Origin of the sequence: Kutzneria buriramensis (assembly GCF_003387475.1) — a bacterium.
Classification (GTDB): Bacteria; Actinomycetota; Actinomycetes; order Mycobacteriales; family Pseudonocardiaceae; genus Kutzneria; species Kutzneria buriramensis.
The window spans coordinates 74,896-89,671 of sequence record NZ_QUNO01000026.1; the positions used below are offsets into that span (position 1 = coordinate 74,896).

Below are 14,776 nucleotides of genomic sequence, written 5' to 3' on the forward strand. Positions count from 1 at the left end.
GGTGCGCGATCGGGCAATCACGGGAATCCCTCCCATCGACAAAGGGTTACGTCGATGGGAGTACAGCAATGCGCTGCGAATGAGGCCACGGCGGGAATGGGACACGAATGGGACATGTATGGGGCGCGCGTCGTCTTCACCTGCAAGGATGATCGGCGTACTATGGACACTGGTCACACGAAGGGGTGAGTTGCGCTATGGCCAGGCGTGGGAGTCCATTCACCAGGCTGCGTAACGCGGCGGGCTTCACTCAGGAGGCCTTGGCTGCGGAACTCGGTGTGGACCGGCGGACGGTCGGTCGTTGGGAACGGGGTGAGGTGCTGCCGTTGCCGCCCGTGTATCCGAGGTTGGCTCGTGTGCTCGACGTGAGCGTCAAGGAGTTGACGACCGTCCTGGCCGAGACCGCGCGGCACGCCGCGGGGCCGGACCCTTCGCTGCTCGGTGGAGCCCGTGCAGTGAGACGGCTTCCAACCGGTTCTGCGGATCACCTCGACGAGGTGGTCGCCCACCTGCGTGAGCAATGGCATGTGCTTGTGCAGGCGGACAATCTGCTTGGCCCTCGGCGGGCGTTGACGGGCGTTCTTGAACAGATCAACGTGATTGAAGAGCTGCTTCCGGTCTCGCGTGGGCCGGGGCGGTCGGAACTCGTGAAACTGGCCGCCACGTACGCGGAATCGGCGGCTTGGTTGTACGAGGATGCGGGAAGGATGCCCGAGTCCGTGCGATGGGTCGACCGTGCGATGTCCTGGTCGTACGAGGCAGGCAATCGGAACATGCTGGCTTGGACGCTGTTCCGCAAGAGCCAGCACGCCGCTGCGAACAGAGACGCGGGTGGGACCTTGGGGCTGGCCTCGGCCGCGCGTCGTGAGGCGGCCACCGGGGCCACGCCGATGTGGGCCGCGATCCTCCAGCAGCAGGCGCACGGGCACGCGCTCGCAGGGGACGAGAACCTCATGAACCGGATGCTGGAGGCGGCGCATGCCTCGGCTGCGTCCGAAACGTCCGGCGATGCGCGACAAGGTCACGGTTCGTTCTGCACGCCTGCCTATCTTGAACTGAAACGTGCCCAGTACTTCGTCGTTCTGGGAAAGCCGGTTCGAGCGGTCGAGTTGTTCGAGAGCGTTTTGCCGGACCTTCCACCTGTCTATCGGCGCGACCGCGGGGTTGCCGTTGGCCGGCTCGCGCAGGCCCACCTCGCGATGAACCATCCGGACCAGGCTGCGACTCTCGGTCGGGAAGCACTGGCCATCGCACGGAGCGTGGGGTCGATCCGTACCGAGCAGGAGGTGTCGAAACTGGGCAGGCAGCTCAACAGACATAAGAGAATCCCCGCGGTGAGGGATCTGCTCGACGACCTTCGTGAAGCTGCATGACGCCGTCAGAGGTCGAGCTCGACGCGATGCGCCGGGCGATAGCTGTGTCTGCATTGGGCCTCGGCTCCGCCAGCCCCAATCCACCGGTCGGCTGCGTGATCCTCGGGCCGGACGATCGCCCAGTGGGCGAGGGATACCACCGACGCAAAGGCGAGTCCCATGCCGAGGTGCACGCTTTGCAGGCAGCGGGTGATCGCGCGGCTGGGGGTACCGCGGTGGTCACCCTCGAGCCGTGCAATCACTTCGGTCGAACTCCGCCCTGCCACCAGGCTCTGATTGACGCTGGCGTCGTTCGTGTGCTGATCGCGGTCATCGATCCGACGTCGCGGGGTGCCGGTGGCGCCGCGCGCATGCGGGATGCCGGCGTTGACGTGGAGGTCGGCGTCCTCGCCGATGAGGCAGAGGTTGTGTTGGGGCCCTGGCTCAGGTCGCTGAACACCCGTCGCCCCAAGGTGATTTGGGCGTATGAAGTCGCAGAGGAGGGGATCGGGCCGATTTGTCGGCAGCAATTCGTCGCCCTTGGCCTTCGCGCCGGCGTCGATGCCGTGCTGGATCGTTCGGGCAGCTTGCAAGAAGGCCGTCCCGGTCAGCACGGTGTCACGGCGTTCTCTCTGCCGCGATCTGTCGGTGACCCTGCGGGCGGGCTGCGGACTCTGTTCGAGGCGGGTGTGCGGACGGTCCTGCTTGATGGTGGCCCTGAGGTCGCCGCACTGTACGTCGACCATGGCCTCGTCGACGAGATCTTCATGTACGTGGGCGAAACAGCGCCTTCGAACATCGTGACCTTGGTCGATCAGCTCATACCCGATGGTTTCCAGTTTCGGTCAGTCCGCAGGCTCGAGGAGGGCGTCCTGGTCGGGGCGGCGCTCGCAGATCGTCTGTAGCCGGGCGGGATGCCATTACGACGTCGCGCGGCGTGGGCTGCCGAGGTGCGCCGTGAGAGATGACAGCAATTGGGACGCCGTCGGCGTCAGGCTGTAGAGGACCTGGCGCGGCCAGACGCTTTCCTGCTCGCGTCGGGTGATCAGGCCGTCGGCTTCCATTCGACGAAGCGTGTACACGAACGTACGGGTCTGGGCATGTCGACACCGTCCGGTGCGCCGATCAACAGCCGTGCTCGTCCGGACGGCTTCGAGGAGCTCGGTGTAGCGCCGAGGCCCTGCCTGAAGAACCACCAGTATGTCGGCGTTCCACTCGCCAGCCAGTAGCTGACGGAGGTCGAGCAGGGACTGGAGCAGAGCCGCGCCGTGTTCGTGTGGAACATCGGCGCGATCCTCGTCGCACCCGGCCGCTGAATCCGAATGTTCCTCTCGTTCGCGTGGGGGATGTGATGTGGTCACTGTACTGGTCATGGTGTGTCCGTACGGTCTCTGATTTTGGCAACTACGCGCTGTCCTATGCGACGGGAGTTCCCTCGAAGGGATTAGTATCTGCAGGCTGGTTTCTCGTCGGGTGACATTCGGTAATCGATGTCATTCCAGCTGAATGCCTACGCCGGGCTACTCCAATCGAGTGATTCCCTGGGGATGGCTCCGTCTTGGGTTCCAGCGTGAGCAATGCTTCTGTTGGACGGCTGCACATCGACTACATGCGACTATGGGTAGGTGGGGTGGCGTCGTCAGCTGAGTGAAATGCGTGTCGACTGGGGTGGTGCGGATTTCATGGCGGTTCAGGCGAACGGTCACGACGGAGGTACTTCGGCCTCGTTGCGTATCGCGCTGCTCGGGCCGCCGATCGCGAGGTTGGGGGAGCGGGAACTCCGGCTAGGCCCGCCACGGCAGCTGGCGGTGTTGGCCCTGCTGGCAGCACGTGCAGGTCAGGCCGTCGCTCGGGAAGAGATCATCGCCGGAGTCTGGGGTGACGACCAGCCCTCGTCGGCGGAGAACAGCGTTCACACGTACGTGTCGGGCCTCCGTCGGATCATCGAACCCGCGCGAGCGAACCGCCAACCGGGTCAGATCCTGGTGTCGCACGACTCGGCATACGAACTGCGCCTACCGCGTGAGGCGATAGACGTTTGGGAGTTCTCCGGTCGTCTTGATGATGCTGACCGGCGCTGGCGATCGGGTGAATTCGACACGTCGTTGGAATTGCTGAATACCGCCCTAGGGTTGTGGCGTGGACCGGCGTTCAGCGGCATTCCGGGGCCGTTCGCTGAGACCGAACAGCTCCGCTATGAAGAGCTGAGGCTGACCGCCGTAGAGCGTCGTGGTGAGGTCCTTCTCGCTCTGGGGCAGCACGACCAGCTGGTGACCGACCTGCAACGGTTGACCCGCGAGTATCCGCTGCGCGAGCGGGCACGCCACCTGCTGATGCGGGCGCTCTACCGCTGTGACCGGCAGGCTGATGCACTTGCCGAGTTCCAGGACGCTCGCAGGTCCCTCGTCGACGAGCTTGGAGTCGAACCCGGACACGCCCTCCAGGCCCTGCACGCACAGATTCTCCGTGCGGATCCAGCATTGGACCTAGCGGCCGCTGAAGGAGCGGCTACGGTCGTCGGCAAGAGCACCCTGGCGCTGCCGTCTCAACTTCCTAGGCGCGTCGCAACCTTTACCGGCCGAAAACATGAGCTCGGCCGACTGCACGACCTTCTCGACGAGGTGGTTGACGACAGCGAAGATCCGTTGCCGATCGTGTTGATCACAGGGCCGGCCGGCGTCGGGAAGACGTCATTCGCGGTGCACTTCGCACACGCTGTCGCGCGCCGGTTCGACGGCCAGATCTACATCAACCTGCACGGATTCGACCGGGAACGCGCGAGCGCCGCCAGCGCCGACGTGCTCGGTTCCTTGCTCGCGACGCTCGGCGTAGGCAGCGCCCGCATCCCCGCGGGGTTGGAGAACCTCATCGCGCTGTACCGGAGCACGACCGCGGACAAACGGCTTCTGCTTGTCCTGGACAACGCGGCGAGCGCCGAGCAAGTCCGCCCGCTGCTGCCGGGAGGCACCGGCTGCGCCGTCATCGTGACGAGCCGGTCGCGGCTCGGCGGCCTCGTCGCTCGCGATGGTGCGCACCCCGTCGTTCTCGCACCGCTGCACCCAACCGAGTCCGTGGACCTGCTGGCCGGCGTCATCGGCAGGCAGCGTGTCGACGCAGAGCCGGCAGCTGCCGCGCGTATCGCAGAACTGTGCGGTGGGCTTCCCCTCGCCGTACGCATCGCAGCCGAACGGATCGCAACCCGCGCGCACGTGTTGCTCGCCGATGTCGCCGAAGACCTCGGGGAGGAAGCGGGCAGACTCGACGTGCTGACGGTCCGCGGCGACGACGAGACCACTGCTCGGACCGTCTTCTCGTGGTCCTACCGCCATCTGGATGCCAAGGCCGCGCAGTGCTTTCGCCTCCTTGGCCTGCATCCCGGTGTGGAGTTCGGAGTCGGAGTCGTGGCCGCGATGCTCGATCTGGCCGCGCCGCAGACCCGGGAGCAACTGGACGCGCTCGCCAGCGTTCACCTTGTCGAGGAGGTTCGACACGGCCGATACCGACTGCACGACCTGGTGCGACTGTACGCGAACGAACTCAGCCAGACCGAGGACAACGACTCGGCGAGAACAGACGCGATCGGCAGACTTCTCGGCTGGTATCTGACGATGGCCGAGCGCGCGAGCAACGTGCTTGCGCCGTGGCAGGATCTCGCCGGCGCAGATGGGCAGCTCGCCGGCCTTTGGCAGTTCCGGCAGTACGACGAGGTGAGAGCGTGGTTCGATGCGGAACTCACCTCGCTCGTCGCGGCGGCCGAACTGGCCATGAATTCGGGCTGCCCGGAATTCGGCTGGCGAATCCCGTTGGCGGAGTTCTATTACCTGCACATCGTCAAGAACTGGACCTTGTGGGTCAGGACCTACGAAGTCGCGCTGCGCGCGGCACAAGCTGCCGGCGATCCCTACGGCGAAGCCTGGATGCACCACGGGCTCAGCGTTGCCGAGCACGGGCGGGGCAACCTCGACAGCGCGCTGGATCACTCGCGCCGTGCACTCGACATCCGGCGCGCCATCGGCGATCGGGACGGCGAGGCGTGGAGCCTTCACGCCATGGGTCTCGCCGAACTGGGGCGACACCACTTTGCCGACGCCGCGCAGTTGTTCGGCCAGTCGATCGAGATCAGGGACGAACTCAACGACGCGTATGGCAAGGCTGTCACCCAGATCTTCCTCGCCGAGACTGTGCACCTGCGGGGTGACACCGAGAGTGCGATCAAGCTCGCGGAAGCCGCCTTGACGATCTTCACCGAGCTCGGCACTGCCCACGGTCAAGGCCACGCCCTCAATCTCCTTGGCTGCGCCTACACCGTCCGTCAGGACCACGACAAGGCGGCGGACTCCTACCGCCGCGCGCTGCGCGTGTGCCGCGAGGCCGGGGATGAACATGGGGAAGGCGACGCGCTACGCGGTCTCGGCAAACTGATGGCGGCAGTCGGAGCCAACGACGAGGCGCGCGAGTACCTCACCCAGGCGCTGTCGATTCTGCAACGCCGCGATGATCCGATGGCGGATGACGTGCGTGCCCAACTCGCAAGCACCTGACATCGACACCGCAAAGGACGGAACGTGGCCCCCTTACTGGCTGGCACCGAAAAGCTCATGCTGACTGGACGTCTGCGCGATGACGACGCGACCAAGGCGAAGGCGGGGATGGATTTCGGCGGCATCGTTGACCGCCGTCCCGCCGCGGTCGTCGAGCCGTGCGACGCCGACGACATCGCAGAGATTGTGAGGTTCGCCACCGACCGTGGTATCCGAGTGTCGGCGCGCGGTCGGGGGCACTCGACGCACGGGCAATCCCTGGTTGACGGCGGGATCGTCATCGACATGTCTGCCCTGGCGGCCGTACATCGAGTCGAGCTCGGCTATGCGGTGGTGGATGCGGGCGCGACCTGGCGCACCGTGCTGGAGGCGACGTTGCCGCGCGGCCTCACACCGCCGGTGTTGACAGACTTTCTGGACCTGTCCGTGGGTGGGACGCTCTCCCTCGGCGGGATCGGAGGAACTAGTCACCGATACGGGGCGCAGACCGACAACGTCATCGCGTTGGAGGTGGTGACGGGAGCTGGTGAACGTCTCACCTGTTCACGCGCGTCGAACGCTGAGCTGTTCCGGGCGGTGCTGGCGGGCCTTGGCCAGTGCGCCATTGTCACGCAAGCCACCGTGGCCCTGGTGCCGGCGCCGACACACGTCCGACGCCGGATCGTGGCTTATCCCGACGCGGTCTCGTTGAACGCCGCGCAGCGGACTCTGGTCGAAGACCGCCGGTGCGACTATGTAGAAGGTCTGATCGTCCAGGACGGTCAAGGAGGTTGGCTTCACAACCTGGAAGCCGTGTCGTTCGCGGCAGACGCCGATGTCGTTGTCGGCGACGGCGTCGTTCTGGAGACGATGACCATGTCGTACTTCGACTTCGTCAACCGTCTCGGCGACGAGGAGACGTTCCTGTCCGGCCTCATGCACAAGGTCCAGCCCCGTCCTTGGTGCACGGTGTACGTGCCGGGTGATGACGTTGACGCCGTCGTGGACGCGTCGTTGGCGCGGCCGCAGTCCGAGGTCGGTTCGCTCGGGATGTTCCTGGTGTACCCGATTCCGCGGTCGGCGTTGTCGACGCCGCTCCTGCGGGTTCCCGACGACGAGACGATGTTCCAGTTCAGCGTGTTCCGTTACGCCGAGCCTGCCGACGCGGCCGCCGTCAAATCGATGTTGGCGGCGAATCGCGACATGTATGCCCAGGCCCAAGCCGTCGGCGGGACGCTGTATCCGTTCGCGTCGGTCGTCCTCGACCGTGACGGCTGGGAGGCACACTGGGGTAACCAGTGGGAGATGCTGCGGAGCGCCAAGACCGTGTACGACCCGAAGGGCGTACTCGGCTCCGGGCAGGGAATCTTCTAATGTGAGCAATGATCGCATCCGCTGACTGTGTTACCTGAACGGGTGAAGGTTCGGCGCGAAATCGGACATCTCCCCTTGGTGCACCTTGAATGCACCAAGGGGGTGCGGTGTACACCTTCGGCGGTAGAGATGAACGAACGTCTCCGCAGGCCGCGAAGGGAGAACGCTGTGACTCAATCGTCGTCCCACAAGCGGCCGCACCGTGTGAACCTGTGCGCGTATGCCGATGAACCCCTCTGCGGCATCGTGCACTCGGGGATGTCGACCGCCGGGCAAGCAGCTGCCCCCGGCTGGTCTTGGGCGGTCGACATCCCACCCTTGGAGCAGTCGTCCTCCCCGATTGTTTCTGCGCGTGGAGAGACGATGGTCCATCGTGCTGTTTGGGTTGTCTGGTCAGTCATTGCCACGACGGTGTCGCTGGCAGGCTGCACCGGGACGCACCACTCGTCCACTGTGGAGGCTACGTCGGCCGTGACGTCGACGCCGAGTCGCGATCCGGGGGCAGAGATCGCGGATGTCTATGTGAAGTTCTGGAGCGTCGGCAATCAGGTCATCCATGATGATCCGTCCCGGTGGCACGACGAACTCGCTGTTGTCGCAGCGGATCCAGAGCTCACGGCGATGCTGACCAACCTGAAAGCACTCCGGGCACGATCGGTGACCGTGTACGGCGCTACCCACGAACACGTCACGAAGGTGGATGTCGCCGCCGGTGCCGCAACTGTGCGCGACTGTCAGGACGCGAGCGAGTCAGGCCAGGCCGATGCCGCGAGCGGAGCGCGAAAGACCGTTGGAATTCCTCGAAATCCCGTTACGGCCAAGCTGGTTCGTAGCGCTGATGGACAGTGGAGGGTCTCAGAGATCACGTACCCGGGAGGGACATGCTGATGAAACGGATAAGTGCGATTGGGATCGCAGTCTTGGCAGGTTCGGCTCTGCTGCTGCTCGTGCCCGCCGAACCGGCGGAGGCGGACGGACCCGGCGGTCAGATCGTCGTGACGCCAGGCGATCAGACGGGGGCCTTCGAGCTGCCGAGCGTCGGTGTGGGTGCCACGAGCCCGGGACGCCCAGGTTCCTCGGCGCAGGCAGCTAGTACCAGTCAGGCGAATTCGCCCGGTGCAGAGGGAGATGCGGCAAGCCCGCAGGATCCCGGCCCAGGTGTGCCCTGCATGTATGACTACGCCGGAGGGATGGAGGCCTACAACGAGGCCTGCGTTCGACCGCATGTCGCGGAAGGTGCGCAGCAGCCATCGGCAAACCAGTTGGCGATTCAGGCGTACCGACAACTCGCCCTACCGCGGCCAGTTCCGCACTTCTCGCCGGATGTGACGACGCCGTCCGGGCCGGCAACGATCATTGGTGAGCACACGTGGCTGTGGACTGACAAAAACACGTGGGCTTTGCAGAGCAAGCGTGTCCAGGCCGGTGCTGTGTGGGCGGAAGTGACGGCTATGGCGACGAAGCTGATGTTCAACTCCGGCGCGGGTCGTTCGATCTCGTGTCCAGGTCCCGGAACTGTCTATACCACTGCGGCCGGCCTGCATGTTCCCTCCCCGGACTGCGACTACGTGTTCGACGAGCCGAGTGCCCGTGTCGATGCGATGTTCGCGATCCAGTGGACGGTGCGCTGGACTGGCTCGACCGGGACAGCTCCGGTCGGGGGCTCGTTGCCGGATATGACCTCTCGCGCGGCTGCTGGGTTCGCGGTCGTCGAGATTCAGGCGCTCAACGCCAGCTGATCCAGTTTCGCGGTATCCATTGTATTTCTGTCGGGGGACAAGTGTGTCCGCCACACGACCGCATGCCGGTTACATCGGTGCGGCGGTGCCGTCGCGGCGAGCATTCAGTTCTTCGAACTTCGAAGAACGCAGTGAAGGAGAAACTGTCATGTCCTTGAAAGTGAAGAGTTTGGTGATCGCGGTGTCCGCTGTCAGCCTTGTCTGCGGCGCAACGGCGACGTCGCAGGCGCAGGCACACGGGCATCCCGACCTCGAATCACCTGCGCGTGCCGCATCGCTCCACGATAGGGAGCCCGTCGCGGCAACGCTCGTGTCGTCGGAGGCACGACCGAGAGACGACACGCCGTGTACCTGGATCGTTGGTGACGGAGTCCGTATCCGATCAACACCGGGTACGTCGGGTGCGGTTCTGGGACTTGGGTACAACGGCGACGGTTTCCGCGAATACCAGGGGACGCCTGACTGGGTGGAAGGAACGGACCTGCGCACTGGAGTGCGTGGGTGGGTGTCCGCTCAGTTCGTGACCGCGTACATCGCCAATTGTGCGACGGACGCGGGATCGGCCCCGACCAGGCCGGCCCACGTAGCCGGCCAGTGATCGTCCCATTCACTGCTTGACCATCGAATGTTGTTGGGAGCAAACATGCCTGCGCCCGGACTCGTCACGACAACTACCTGCTCCGCACCGCCTTCCTCACCATCAACCAGATCCCGTCATCGGTGGTGGCTGGTCGCCGGCGGCGTAGTGCTGGTGGCGGGTTCGCTGGCCGGTGTGGAGTCCTACGTGACCGCGCAGAACCAGACGAGCTCGGTGTTGGTGCTCGCGCGGGAGGTCGGTTGGGGCCATGCCCTGACTGATGAGGATCTCGAGGTGGCCGGCGCGGTGCAGGACGAGCATCTGCACGCGATCGACGCCATGGACCGGGCGCAGGTGGTCGGCCAGGTCGCCGCGCACACGCTGCCCGCCGGCACGTTGCTGACCCGTGCCGAACTGACTACCGCACGAGTGCCAGGTGTCGACCAGGTAGTGACCGGCGTGCTGCTCAAGCCCGGCATGGTGCCGGCGCGGGGCGTGCACCCGGAGGACCGGGTGCTGCTCACTCCGACCACGTCCGAGGCGACTCAGGTCCCACCAACAGTCGGGCGGGTCCTGGACGCCGGAACGTCGGCCGCGGATGGCTCGGTCGTGGTCGATGTGGTCGTGCCGACCGCGCAGGTTGCCATCGCGACGCCGGCAGGCGCTGGTCAGGTCGTGTTGTCGCTACTGGATCCGGAAGGACCGTGAACTGGGATGGCGATCATCACGATCGTGTCGGCGAAAGCCGCGCCGGGTGCGACGTCGGCTGCGGTCGCGTTGGCGGTGACCTGGCCGGCGCCGGTGTTGCTGGTGGGTGCGGATCCGGCCGGTGACGACATCATCGGCGGGTATCTCGGGCCGTGGATTGCGAAGGGCTGGGTGCATCCGGCCAAGGGCATCGTGAGCTTCGCGACCGCGACGAGGCACGTCGAACCCGACCAGGCGTGTGATCTCGCTGCCCACACCCAGCTGTTGCCCGGTGGCCGGAACGCGCGGGTGCTGCTCGGGTTGAGTGATCCGGCGCAGATCATGGGAGTCGGGCCCGCCGGGTGGCAGCGGCTGGCCAGGTCCTTGGCGGCCTCTGCGGGAGCGGGGTGCGCGTCGGATGCGATTGTTGATTGCGGGCGGTTCGGGCTGGCGACGCCGCGAGCGTTGTTGCAGGTGGCGGACCTGGTGTTGGTGGCGGTGCGACCGCAGCGCCGCTCGGTCCTGGCCACCCGTCCGCTGATCAGGTTGCTGCAACAACAGTTTCAGCCGCAGCGGTTGGGCGTGGCGGTGGTCGCGGCGACGCCGGAGCAGGCTGACGAGGTCGTGGAGGTGCTGAAGGTCCCGGCGGGCGTGCACCTGCCGGACGACGTGGTGACGGCGCGGGCGTTCTCCGACGGTGCCACGCCGTTGCCGCGGCGGTCGGCTCTGACGCGCACCGCCACGGCGGCTGGCACCCGGCTGCACCACGTGCTGAATCAGCCACAGTTGCCGCAGCCGCGTTTGGTCGGAGCCCGGTCATGACCGCGATCGCAGTGCGGGCGACACGCCCAGGGGCTGACCCGCGTCTGGTCGCCGAGCTGCGGCGCCGCGTCGACGTCCGCCTCGAACAGGCCACCAGCCCGCAGGGCCTGTCCCATGCCGAGGACGCCGCCCGGACCGAGGCGGCGGTGTGGCAGGAGATCGAGACCTGGACCAGGCAACGTGCCACGAGCGGCCTGCCTGCGCTGACGCGCGCCGAGGAGCAGGAACTCGCAGCCGCCGTTATGGCTGCGCTGTCTGGGCTCGGCCCGCTGGAGGTGTTGCTGCGGCGCACCGATGTGGAGAACATCTTCGTCTTCGGTTGCGACAGCGTGTTCCTGGAGTTGGCCGACGGCACGACCCAGCCGTGGCCCTACTCACTGGCCGAGTCTGATGCCGGGTTGGTGGCGTTGTTGGAGGGGATGTTCGCGCGGCTGGGTGCGACGAGCCGCGAGTTCAGCGTCGCTACCCCGGTCGGCAACGTGCGGCTGCCGGCCGGCGGGCCGCTGGGCGCCCGGTTGGCCGCGGTCATGCAGGTCACCGAGCGGCCGACTGCGGCGATCCGGTTGCACCGGCTGGTCAACGCCACCCTGGACACCCTCATCGGCAACGGCACCGTCGACACCGTGCTGGCGGGGTTCTTGTCGGCGGCGGTGCGGGCGGGTTTGCGGATCGTGGTGTCCGGCGAGTGGGGCTCCGGCAAAACCACCCTGCTGCGGGCGTTGTGCCACGAGATCCTTCCGTTCGAGCATGTGGTGACCATCGAGGACGAGCGCGAACTCGGCTTGCACACCTGGCCGGCGCGGCACCCGTTGGTGACTTCGATGGAGGCCCGCCTGCCCAACGCCGAAGGCGTAGGCGGCATCACCGTGGAGCAGTTGTTGGTGCAGGCGTTGCGGCATTCGCCGCGGCGGGTGATCGTCGGCGAGGTCCGCGGCGGCGAGGTCACCACGTTGCTGCGGGCGTTGAGCACCGGCGCGGGTGGTTTGTGCACGCTGCACGCCGACACCGCGGCAGGGGTGTTCGATCGGATCGCGAACATGGCGCAGTTGGCCACGCCGCCGCTGCCGGTCGACACGGCCTACCGGTGGACGGCGACCGCGGTCGACCTGATCGTGCACGTCCGCCGTCGCGACCGCGTTGACCAGGGCCGGCCGCTACGGGAGCGGTTCGTCTCCCAGGTCTTGGAGGTCGGCGCGGTCGGCGATTCCGGAAGGCCGGACGCGGCCACGCTGCTCGGCCCGGACCCAGATACAGGGCATGCACGGGCGATGTTCCCGCCGAGCCCTCAGATCCAGGAGCGGCTGCGCGCGCACGGCCTCGACATGAGCAGCTGGGCGGAGGCGTGATGATCCCGATCCTGTGTGGACTCGCCGCAGGTGTCGGCTTGTGCGCCATCTGCGCGGGCATGGTCGGCGTGCGGTTCCCGACGCTCACCCGCCCGCATGCGCGGATCCACCTTGAGCCGCGAATGCTGGCTGCGGCGCTCGCGGCGGGAGCGGTGGTGTGGGCCGTGCTTGGCTGGCCGGTCGGCGGGATCACCGTGGCCGTGGCGGTGTACTGCGGGCCGCGGCTGCTGCGAGTCACAGCGGCTCGGGCGGTGGCTGATCGTCGGGAGGCGTTGGCGGAGTGGATCCAGCGCCTGGCCGGACTGCTCGCCGCCGGCGCCGGCGGGATCGAGGACGCGATCGCCCGCTCCGCACACACCGCCCCCGCCCTGCTGGCCGACCACATCACGACGCTCACGTTCCGGACTCGCGCACTCGGCGCCGAACCGGCGTTGCGGGCGTTCGCCGACGATCTGGCCGATGGTGAGGTCGACGCCGTAGTGGCCAGCCTGATCCTGCGAGTCCGTGACGGCGGCAGCGGACTGGTGGGAGTCTTGCATGCGCGGGCCGTGACACTGCGTCAGCAGGTCCAGGCGGAATTGGCGGTCGAGGCCGAACGCCAGCGGCCCCGTACGCAGATGATGATCATTATGGCGATCGTCGCCGGCACCGTGGCGGTGCTGCAGATGGCCTCGCACCTGCTCGACTCTTACGCCACCGTGGACGGCCAGATCTGGCTTGGGTTGGTCGCAGCGATCTGGGCCGTCGCCTTCGTATGGGCTTTCTACCTGACCCGCCCGGCCACATCGAAGCGGTTCCTGGTCGATGACCGGACGGGTGGTCGGCGATGAACACCGAGCTGGTCCTGCTCGGTCTCGGCGTCGCTGCCGGCGTCCTGCTGATCGCCGCCGCGCTGCTGCCCGCCCGCCGCGAATCGCTCGTCACGGCGATCGCCCGGGTAGACGCGATCAATGCGGACCCGGACCAGCCGGTTCGGCCGCCGATGTGGTGGCGGGCCATGCTCGAGCAGCTCACCGCCTCCTGCGCGCGCTCGACCTTGTCGTGGTGGCGCATCCCGGCCGCCGACCTGATCGTGCTGAATCGGACACCGCTCGCCTTCACCACCCGCCGGACGGTCGCCGCCGGCATGGGCGCGCTTATAACGACGGTTGTGGCGGTGCGGGTTCTGCCGTCGGCGCAGTTCCCTATTGCCGCCGCCGTGGCTGGGGCGGTGGTGGGCTGGGTGCTGCCGGCGCGGGTAGTGGCGCGGGCGGCGCGGCAGGCGCGGGTGGAGTTCGTCGCCGCGATCGCCGTGTTGTGTGACCTGACTGCGCAAGAGCGTGACGCCGGCCGCGCGCCGGCCCAAGCGGTCGCCGAGGCCGCGGCGGTGGCCGAGGGCTGGGTGAGCGTGATGGTGCGGGCGCGGCTGCGCAGTGCACAGCGCCTCGGCAACACGCCGTGGGACGCGCTCAGCGCGCTTGCCGAGCAGATCCAAGTCCGCGAAGTCGCCGATCTCGGCGAGATCATCGCCACCGCTTCCGACGGCGCGGCGATCAGTCGCGCCCTGCGTGACAAGGCCGCGGCTTTGCGGGTCCGTGCCGTGCAGGCCGACACCGCCGCCGCGACCGCGAGGGTCGAGTGGCTGGTGTGGCCGGTCGGCCTGCTGGTGATCGGCATGACCGCCTTGGTACTGCGCGGCATCGCCACCCAGATCGCTATCCCCTGATCTTCCGATACGGCAAGGAGAACAGCATGCCCGGGAATCTCGTGCACCGCGTGATGGAAACGTTCACGCTGGCGATCTGGTGCTGCGGAAAGGACGCCCTCCGCCAGCTGCGCACTGAGGAGCGTGGCTCACACCTCGTCGAGGTTGCCCTCGGCATCGGGTTTGTGCTGCTGCTGGGCGCGATCCTGTGGCCGCAGCTCCAACAGCTCCTCACCACCCTGATCAGCAAATGGAAAGTCCCGTGACCCCGTTGCGTACCTGGGCCGGGGATGATCGGGGCTCGGTGGCCGTCGAGGTCGCGATGTGGCTGATGCCCGCGCTGCTGGCCGTGTTCGGACTCGTGCAGCTCGCGCTGTGGTGGGCCGCCGTGGACACCTGCTCGGCTGCCGCCCAAGAAGGCCTCGACACTGGCCGCGTCGTCGGCGGCAGCCCTACGGCCGCCGAACACGACGCCGCCACCTACATCGCCCGCGTCGCCGCCCTCGCCCGCTACCCGAAGGTGTCCACCAGCGGGACCACCGACACCGTGATGCGGGTGACAGTGTCCGCCGACGTCGTCCTGATCGTGCCAATCCCCGGCTGGCAGTGGCACGTCGAACGCGCCGCGGTCGGCGCCCGCGAACACGCCACCAACCCATGACACTCGGGGGATTC

At 67.0% G+C, this 14,776-nt stretch carries 14 protein-coding genes; 13 read left to right on the forward strand and 1 reads right to left on the reverse strand.

Features of this window, described 5'->3' with window-relative positions; translation table 11 throughout:
* The first annotated feature begins 197 nt into the window (after positions 1-197).
* Together BCF44_RS48755 and ribD are read left to right on the forward strand one after the other, a co-directional pair.
* Positions 198-1,373: a helix-turn-helix transcriptional regulator gene (locus BCF44_RS48755; RefSeq protein WP_116181410.1), complete on the forward strand. Its 1,176-nt coding sequence runs from the start codon at positions 198-200 to the stop codon at positions 1,371-1,373.
* On the forward strand, positions 1,370-2,257 hold the full coding sequence (gene ribD / locus BCF44_RS56210; RefSeq protein WP_211353589.1) for a bifunctional diaminohydroxyphosphoribosylaminopyrimidine deaminase/5-amino-6-(5-phosphoribosylamino)uracil reductase RibD: 888 nt from the start codon (positions 1,370-1,372) through the stop codon (positions 2,255-2,257). The genes BCF44_RS48755 and ribD overlap by 4 nt, the downstream gene beginning before the upstream one ends.
* A 15-nt stretch (positions 2,258-2,272) precedes the next feature.
* Here ribD and BCF44_RS48765 read toward each other — a convergent pair whose 3' ends face one another.
* Complete coding sequence (locus tag BCF44_RS48765) at positions 2,273-2,725, reverse strand: winged helix-turn-helix transcriptional regulator (RefSeq protein WP_116181411.1); 453 nt, start codon at positions 2,723-2,725, stop codon at positions 2,273-2,275.
* A 279-nt stretch (positions 2,726-3,004) separates the two neighbouring features.
* On the opposite strand from BCF44_RS48765, the gene BCF44_RS48770 reads away from it, so the two are divergent.
* The 11 genes from BCF44_RS48770 to BCF44_RS48815 all read left to right on the forward strand — a co-directional run bounded on the left by BCF44_RS48770 (position 3,005) and on the right by BCF44_RS48815 (position 14,762).
* Positions 3,005-5,893: an AfsR/SARP family transcriptional regulator gene (locus BCF44_RS48770; RefSeq protein WP_116181412.1), complete on the forward strand. Its 2,889-nt coding sequence runs from the start codon at positions 3,005-3,007 to the stop codon at positions 5,891-5,893.
* 24 nt (positions 5,894-5,917) lie between these two features.
* Complete coding sequence (locus BCF44_RS48775) at positions 5,918-7,246, forward strand: FAD-binding protein (RefSeq protein ID WP_116181413.1); 1,329 nt, start codon at positions 5,918-5,920, stop codon at positions 7,244-7,246.
* A gap of 168 nt (positions 7,247-7,414) precedes the next feature.
* The gene (locus BCF44_RS55025) at positions 7,415-8,134 is read left to right on the forward strand and encodes a hypothetical protein (RefSeq protein WP_147328971.1); all 720 of its coding nucleotides are present in this window, start codon (positions 7,415-7,417) and stop codon (positions 8,132-8,134) included.
* Positions 8,128-8,985: a hypothetical protein gene (locus tag BCF44_RS58265; protein WP_246016257.1), complete on the forward strand. Its 858-nt coding sequence runs from the start codon at positions 8,128-8,130 to the stop codon at positions 8,983-8,985. Before BCF44_RS55025 ends, BCF44_RS58265 begins: the two co-directional genes overlap by 7 nt.
* A 751-nt stretch (positions 8,986-9,736) precedes the next feature.
* Positions 9,737-10,270 carry an SAF domain-containing protein gene (locus tag BCF44_RS48785; protein WP_170218166.1) on the forward strand — a complete coding sequence of 178 codons (534 nt, stop codon included), beginning with the start codon at positions 9,737-9,739 and terminating at the stop codon, positions 10,268-10,270.
* Positions 10,271-10,276: 6 nt separating this feature from the next.
* On the forward strand, positions 10,277-11,071 hold the full coding sequence (locus tag BCF44_RS48790) for a CpaE/TadZ family protein (protein WP_116181415.1): 795 nt from the start codon (positions 10,277-10,279) through the stop codon (positions 11,069-11,071).
* On the forward strand, positions 11,068-12,417 hold the full coding sequence (locus BCF44_RS48795; RefSeq protein ID WP_116181416.1) for a TadA family conjugal transfer-associated ATPase: 1,350 nt from the start codon (positions 11,068-11,070) through the stop codon (positions 12,415-12,417). Before BCF44_RS48790 ends, BCF44_RS48795 begins: the two co-directional genes overlap by 4 nt.
* A 59-nt stretch (positions 12,418-12,476) precedes the next feature.
* Entirely contained in the window at positions 12,477-13,247 is a 771-nt protein-coding gene (locus tag BCF44_RS48800; RefSeq protein WP_147328972.1) for a type II secretion system F family protein, read from the forward strand.
* Positions 13,244-14,122, forward strand: a complete 879-nt coding sequence (locus tag BCF44_RS48805) for a pilus assembly protein TadB (RefSeq protein ID WP_116181418.1) — start codon at positions 13,244-13,246, stop codon at positions 14,120-14,122. The genes BCF44_RS48800 and BCF44_RS48805 overlap by 4 nt, the downstream gene beginning before the upstream one ends.
* 26 nt (positions 14,123-14,148) lie before the next feature.
* Complete coding sequence (locus tag BCF44_RS48810) at positions 14,149-14,367, forward strand: hypothetical protein (protein ID WP_116181419.1); 219 nt, start codon at positions 14,149-14,151, stop codon at positions 14,365-14,367.
* On the forward strand, positions 14,364-14,762 hold the full coding sequence (locus tag BCF44_RS48815) for a TadE/TadG family type IV pilus assembly protein (RefSeq protein WP_170218167.1): 399 nt from the start codon (positions 14,364-14,366) through the stop codon (positions 14,760-14,762). The genes BCF44_RS48810 and BCF44_RS48815 overlap by 4 nt, the downstream gene beginning before the upstream one ends.
* The last annotated feature ends 14 nt before the right edge of the window (positions 14,763-14,776 follow it).

Coding starts and splice junctions, on each gene's coding strand:
- BCF44_RS48755 (WP_116181410.1), top strand. CDS start 198: ATGGCCAGGCGTGGGAGTCCATTCACCAGGCTGCGTAACGCGGCGGGC.
- ribD (WP_211353589.1), top strand. CDS start 1,370: ATGACGCCGTCAGAGGTCGAGCTCGACGCGATGCGCCGGGCGATAGCT.
- BCF44_RS48765 (WP_116181411.1), bottom strand. CDS start 2,725: ATGACCAGTACAGTGACCACATCACATCCCCCACGCGAACGAGAGGAA.
- BCF44_RS48770 (WP_116181412.1), top strand. CDS start 3,005: ATGCGTGTCGACTGGGGTGGTGCGGATTTCATGGCGGTTCAGGCGAAC.
- BCF44_RS58265 (WP_246016257.1), top strand. CDS start 8,128: ATGCTGATGAAACGGATAAGTGCGATTGGGATCGCAGTCTTGGCAGGT.
- BCF44_RS48790 (WP_116181415.1), top strand. CDS start 10,277: ATGGCGATCATCACGATCGTGTCGGCGAAAGCCGCGCCGGGTGCGACG.
- BCF44_RS48795 (WP_116181416.1), top strand. CDS start 11,068: ATGACCGCGATCGCAGTGCGGGCGACACGCCCAGGGGCTGACCCGCGT.
- BCF44_RS48800 (WP_147328972.1), top strand. CDS start 12,477: ATGGTCGGCGTGCGGTTCCCGACGCTCACCCGCCCGCATGCGCGGATC.
- BCF44_RS48805 (WP_116181418.1), top strand. CDS start 13,244: ATGAACACCGAGCTGGTCCTGCTCGGTCTCGGCGTCGCTGCCGGCGTC.
- BCF44_RS48810 (WP_116181419.1), top strand. CDS start 14,149: ATGCCCGGGAATCTCGTGCACCGCGTGATGGAAACGTTCACGCTGGCG.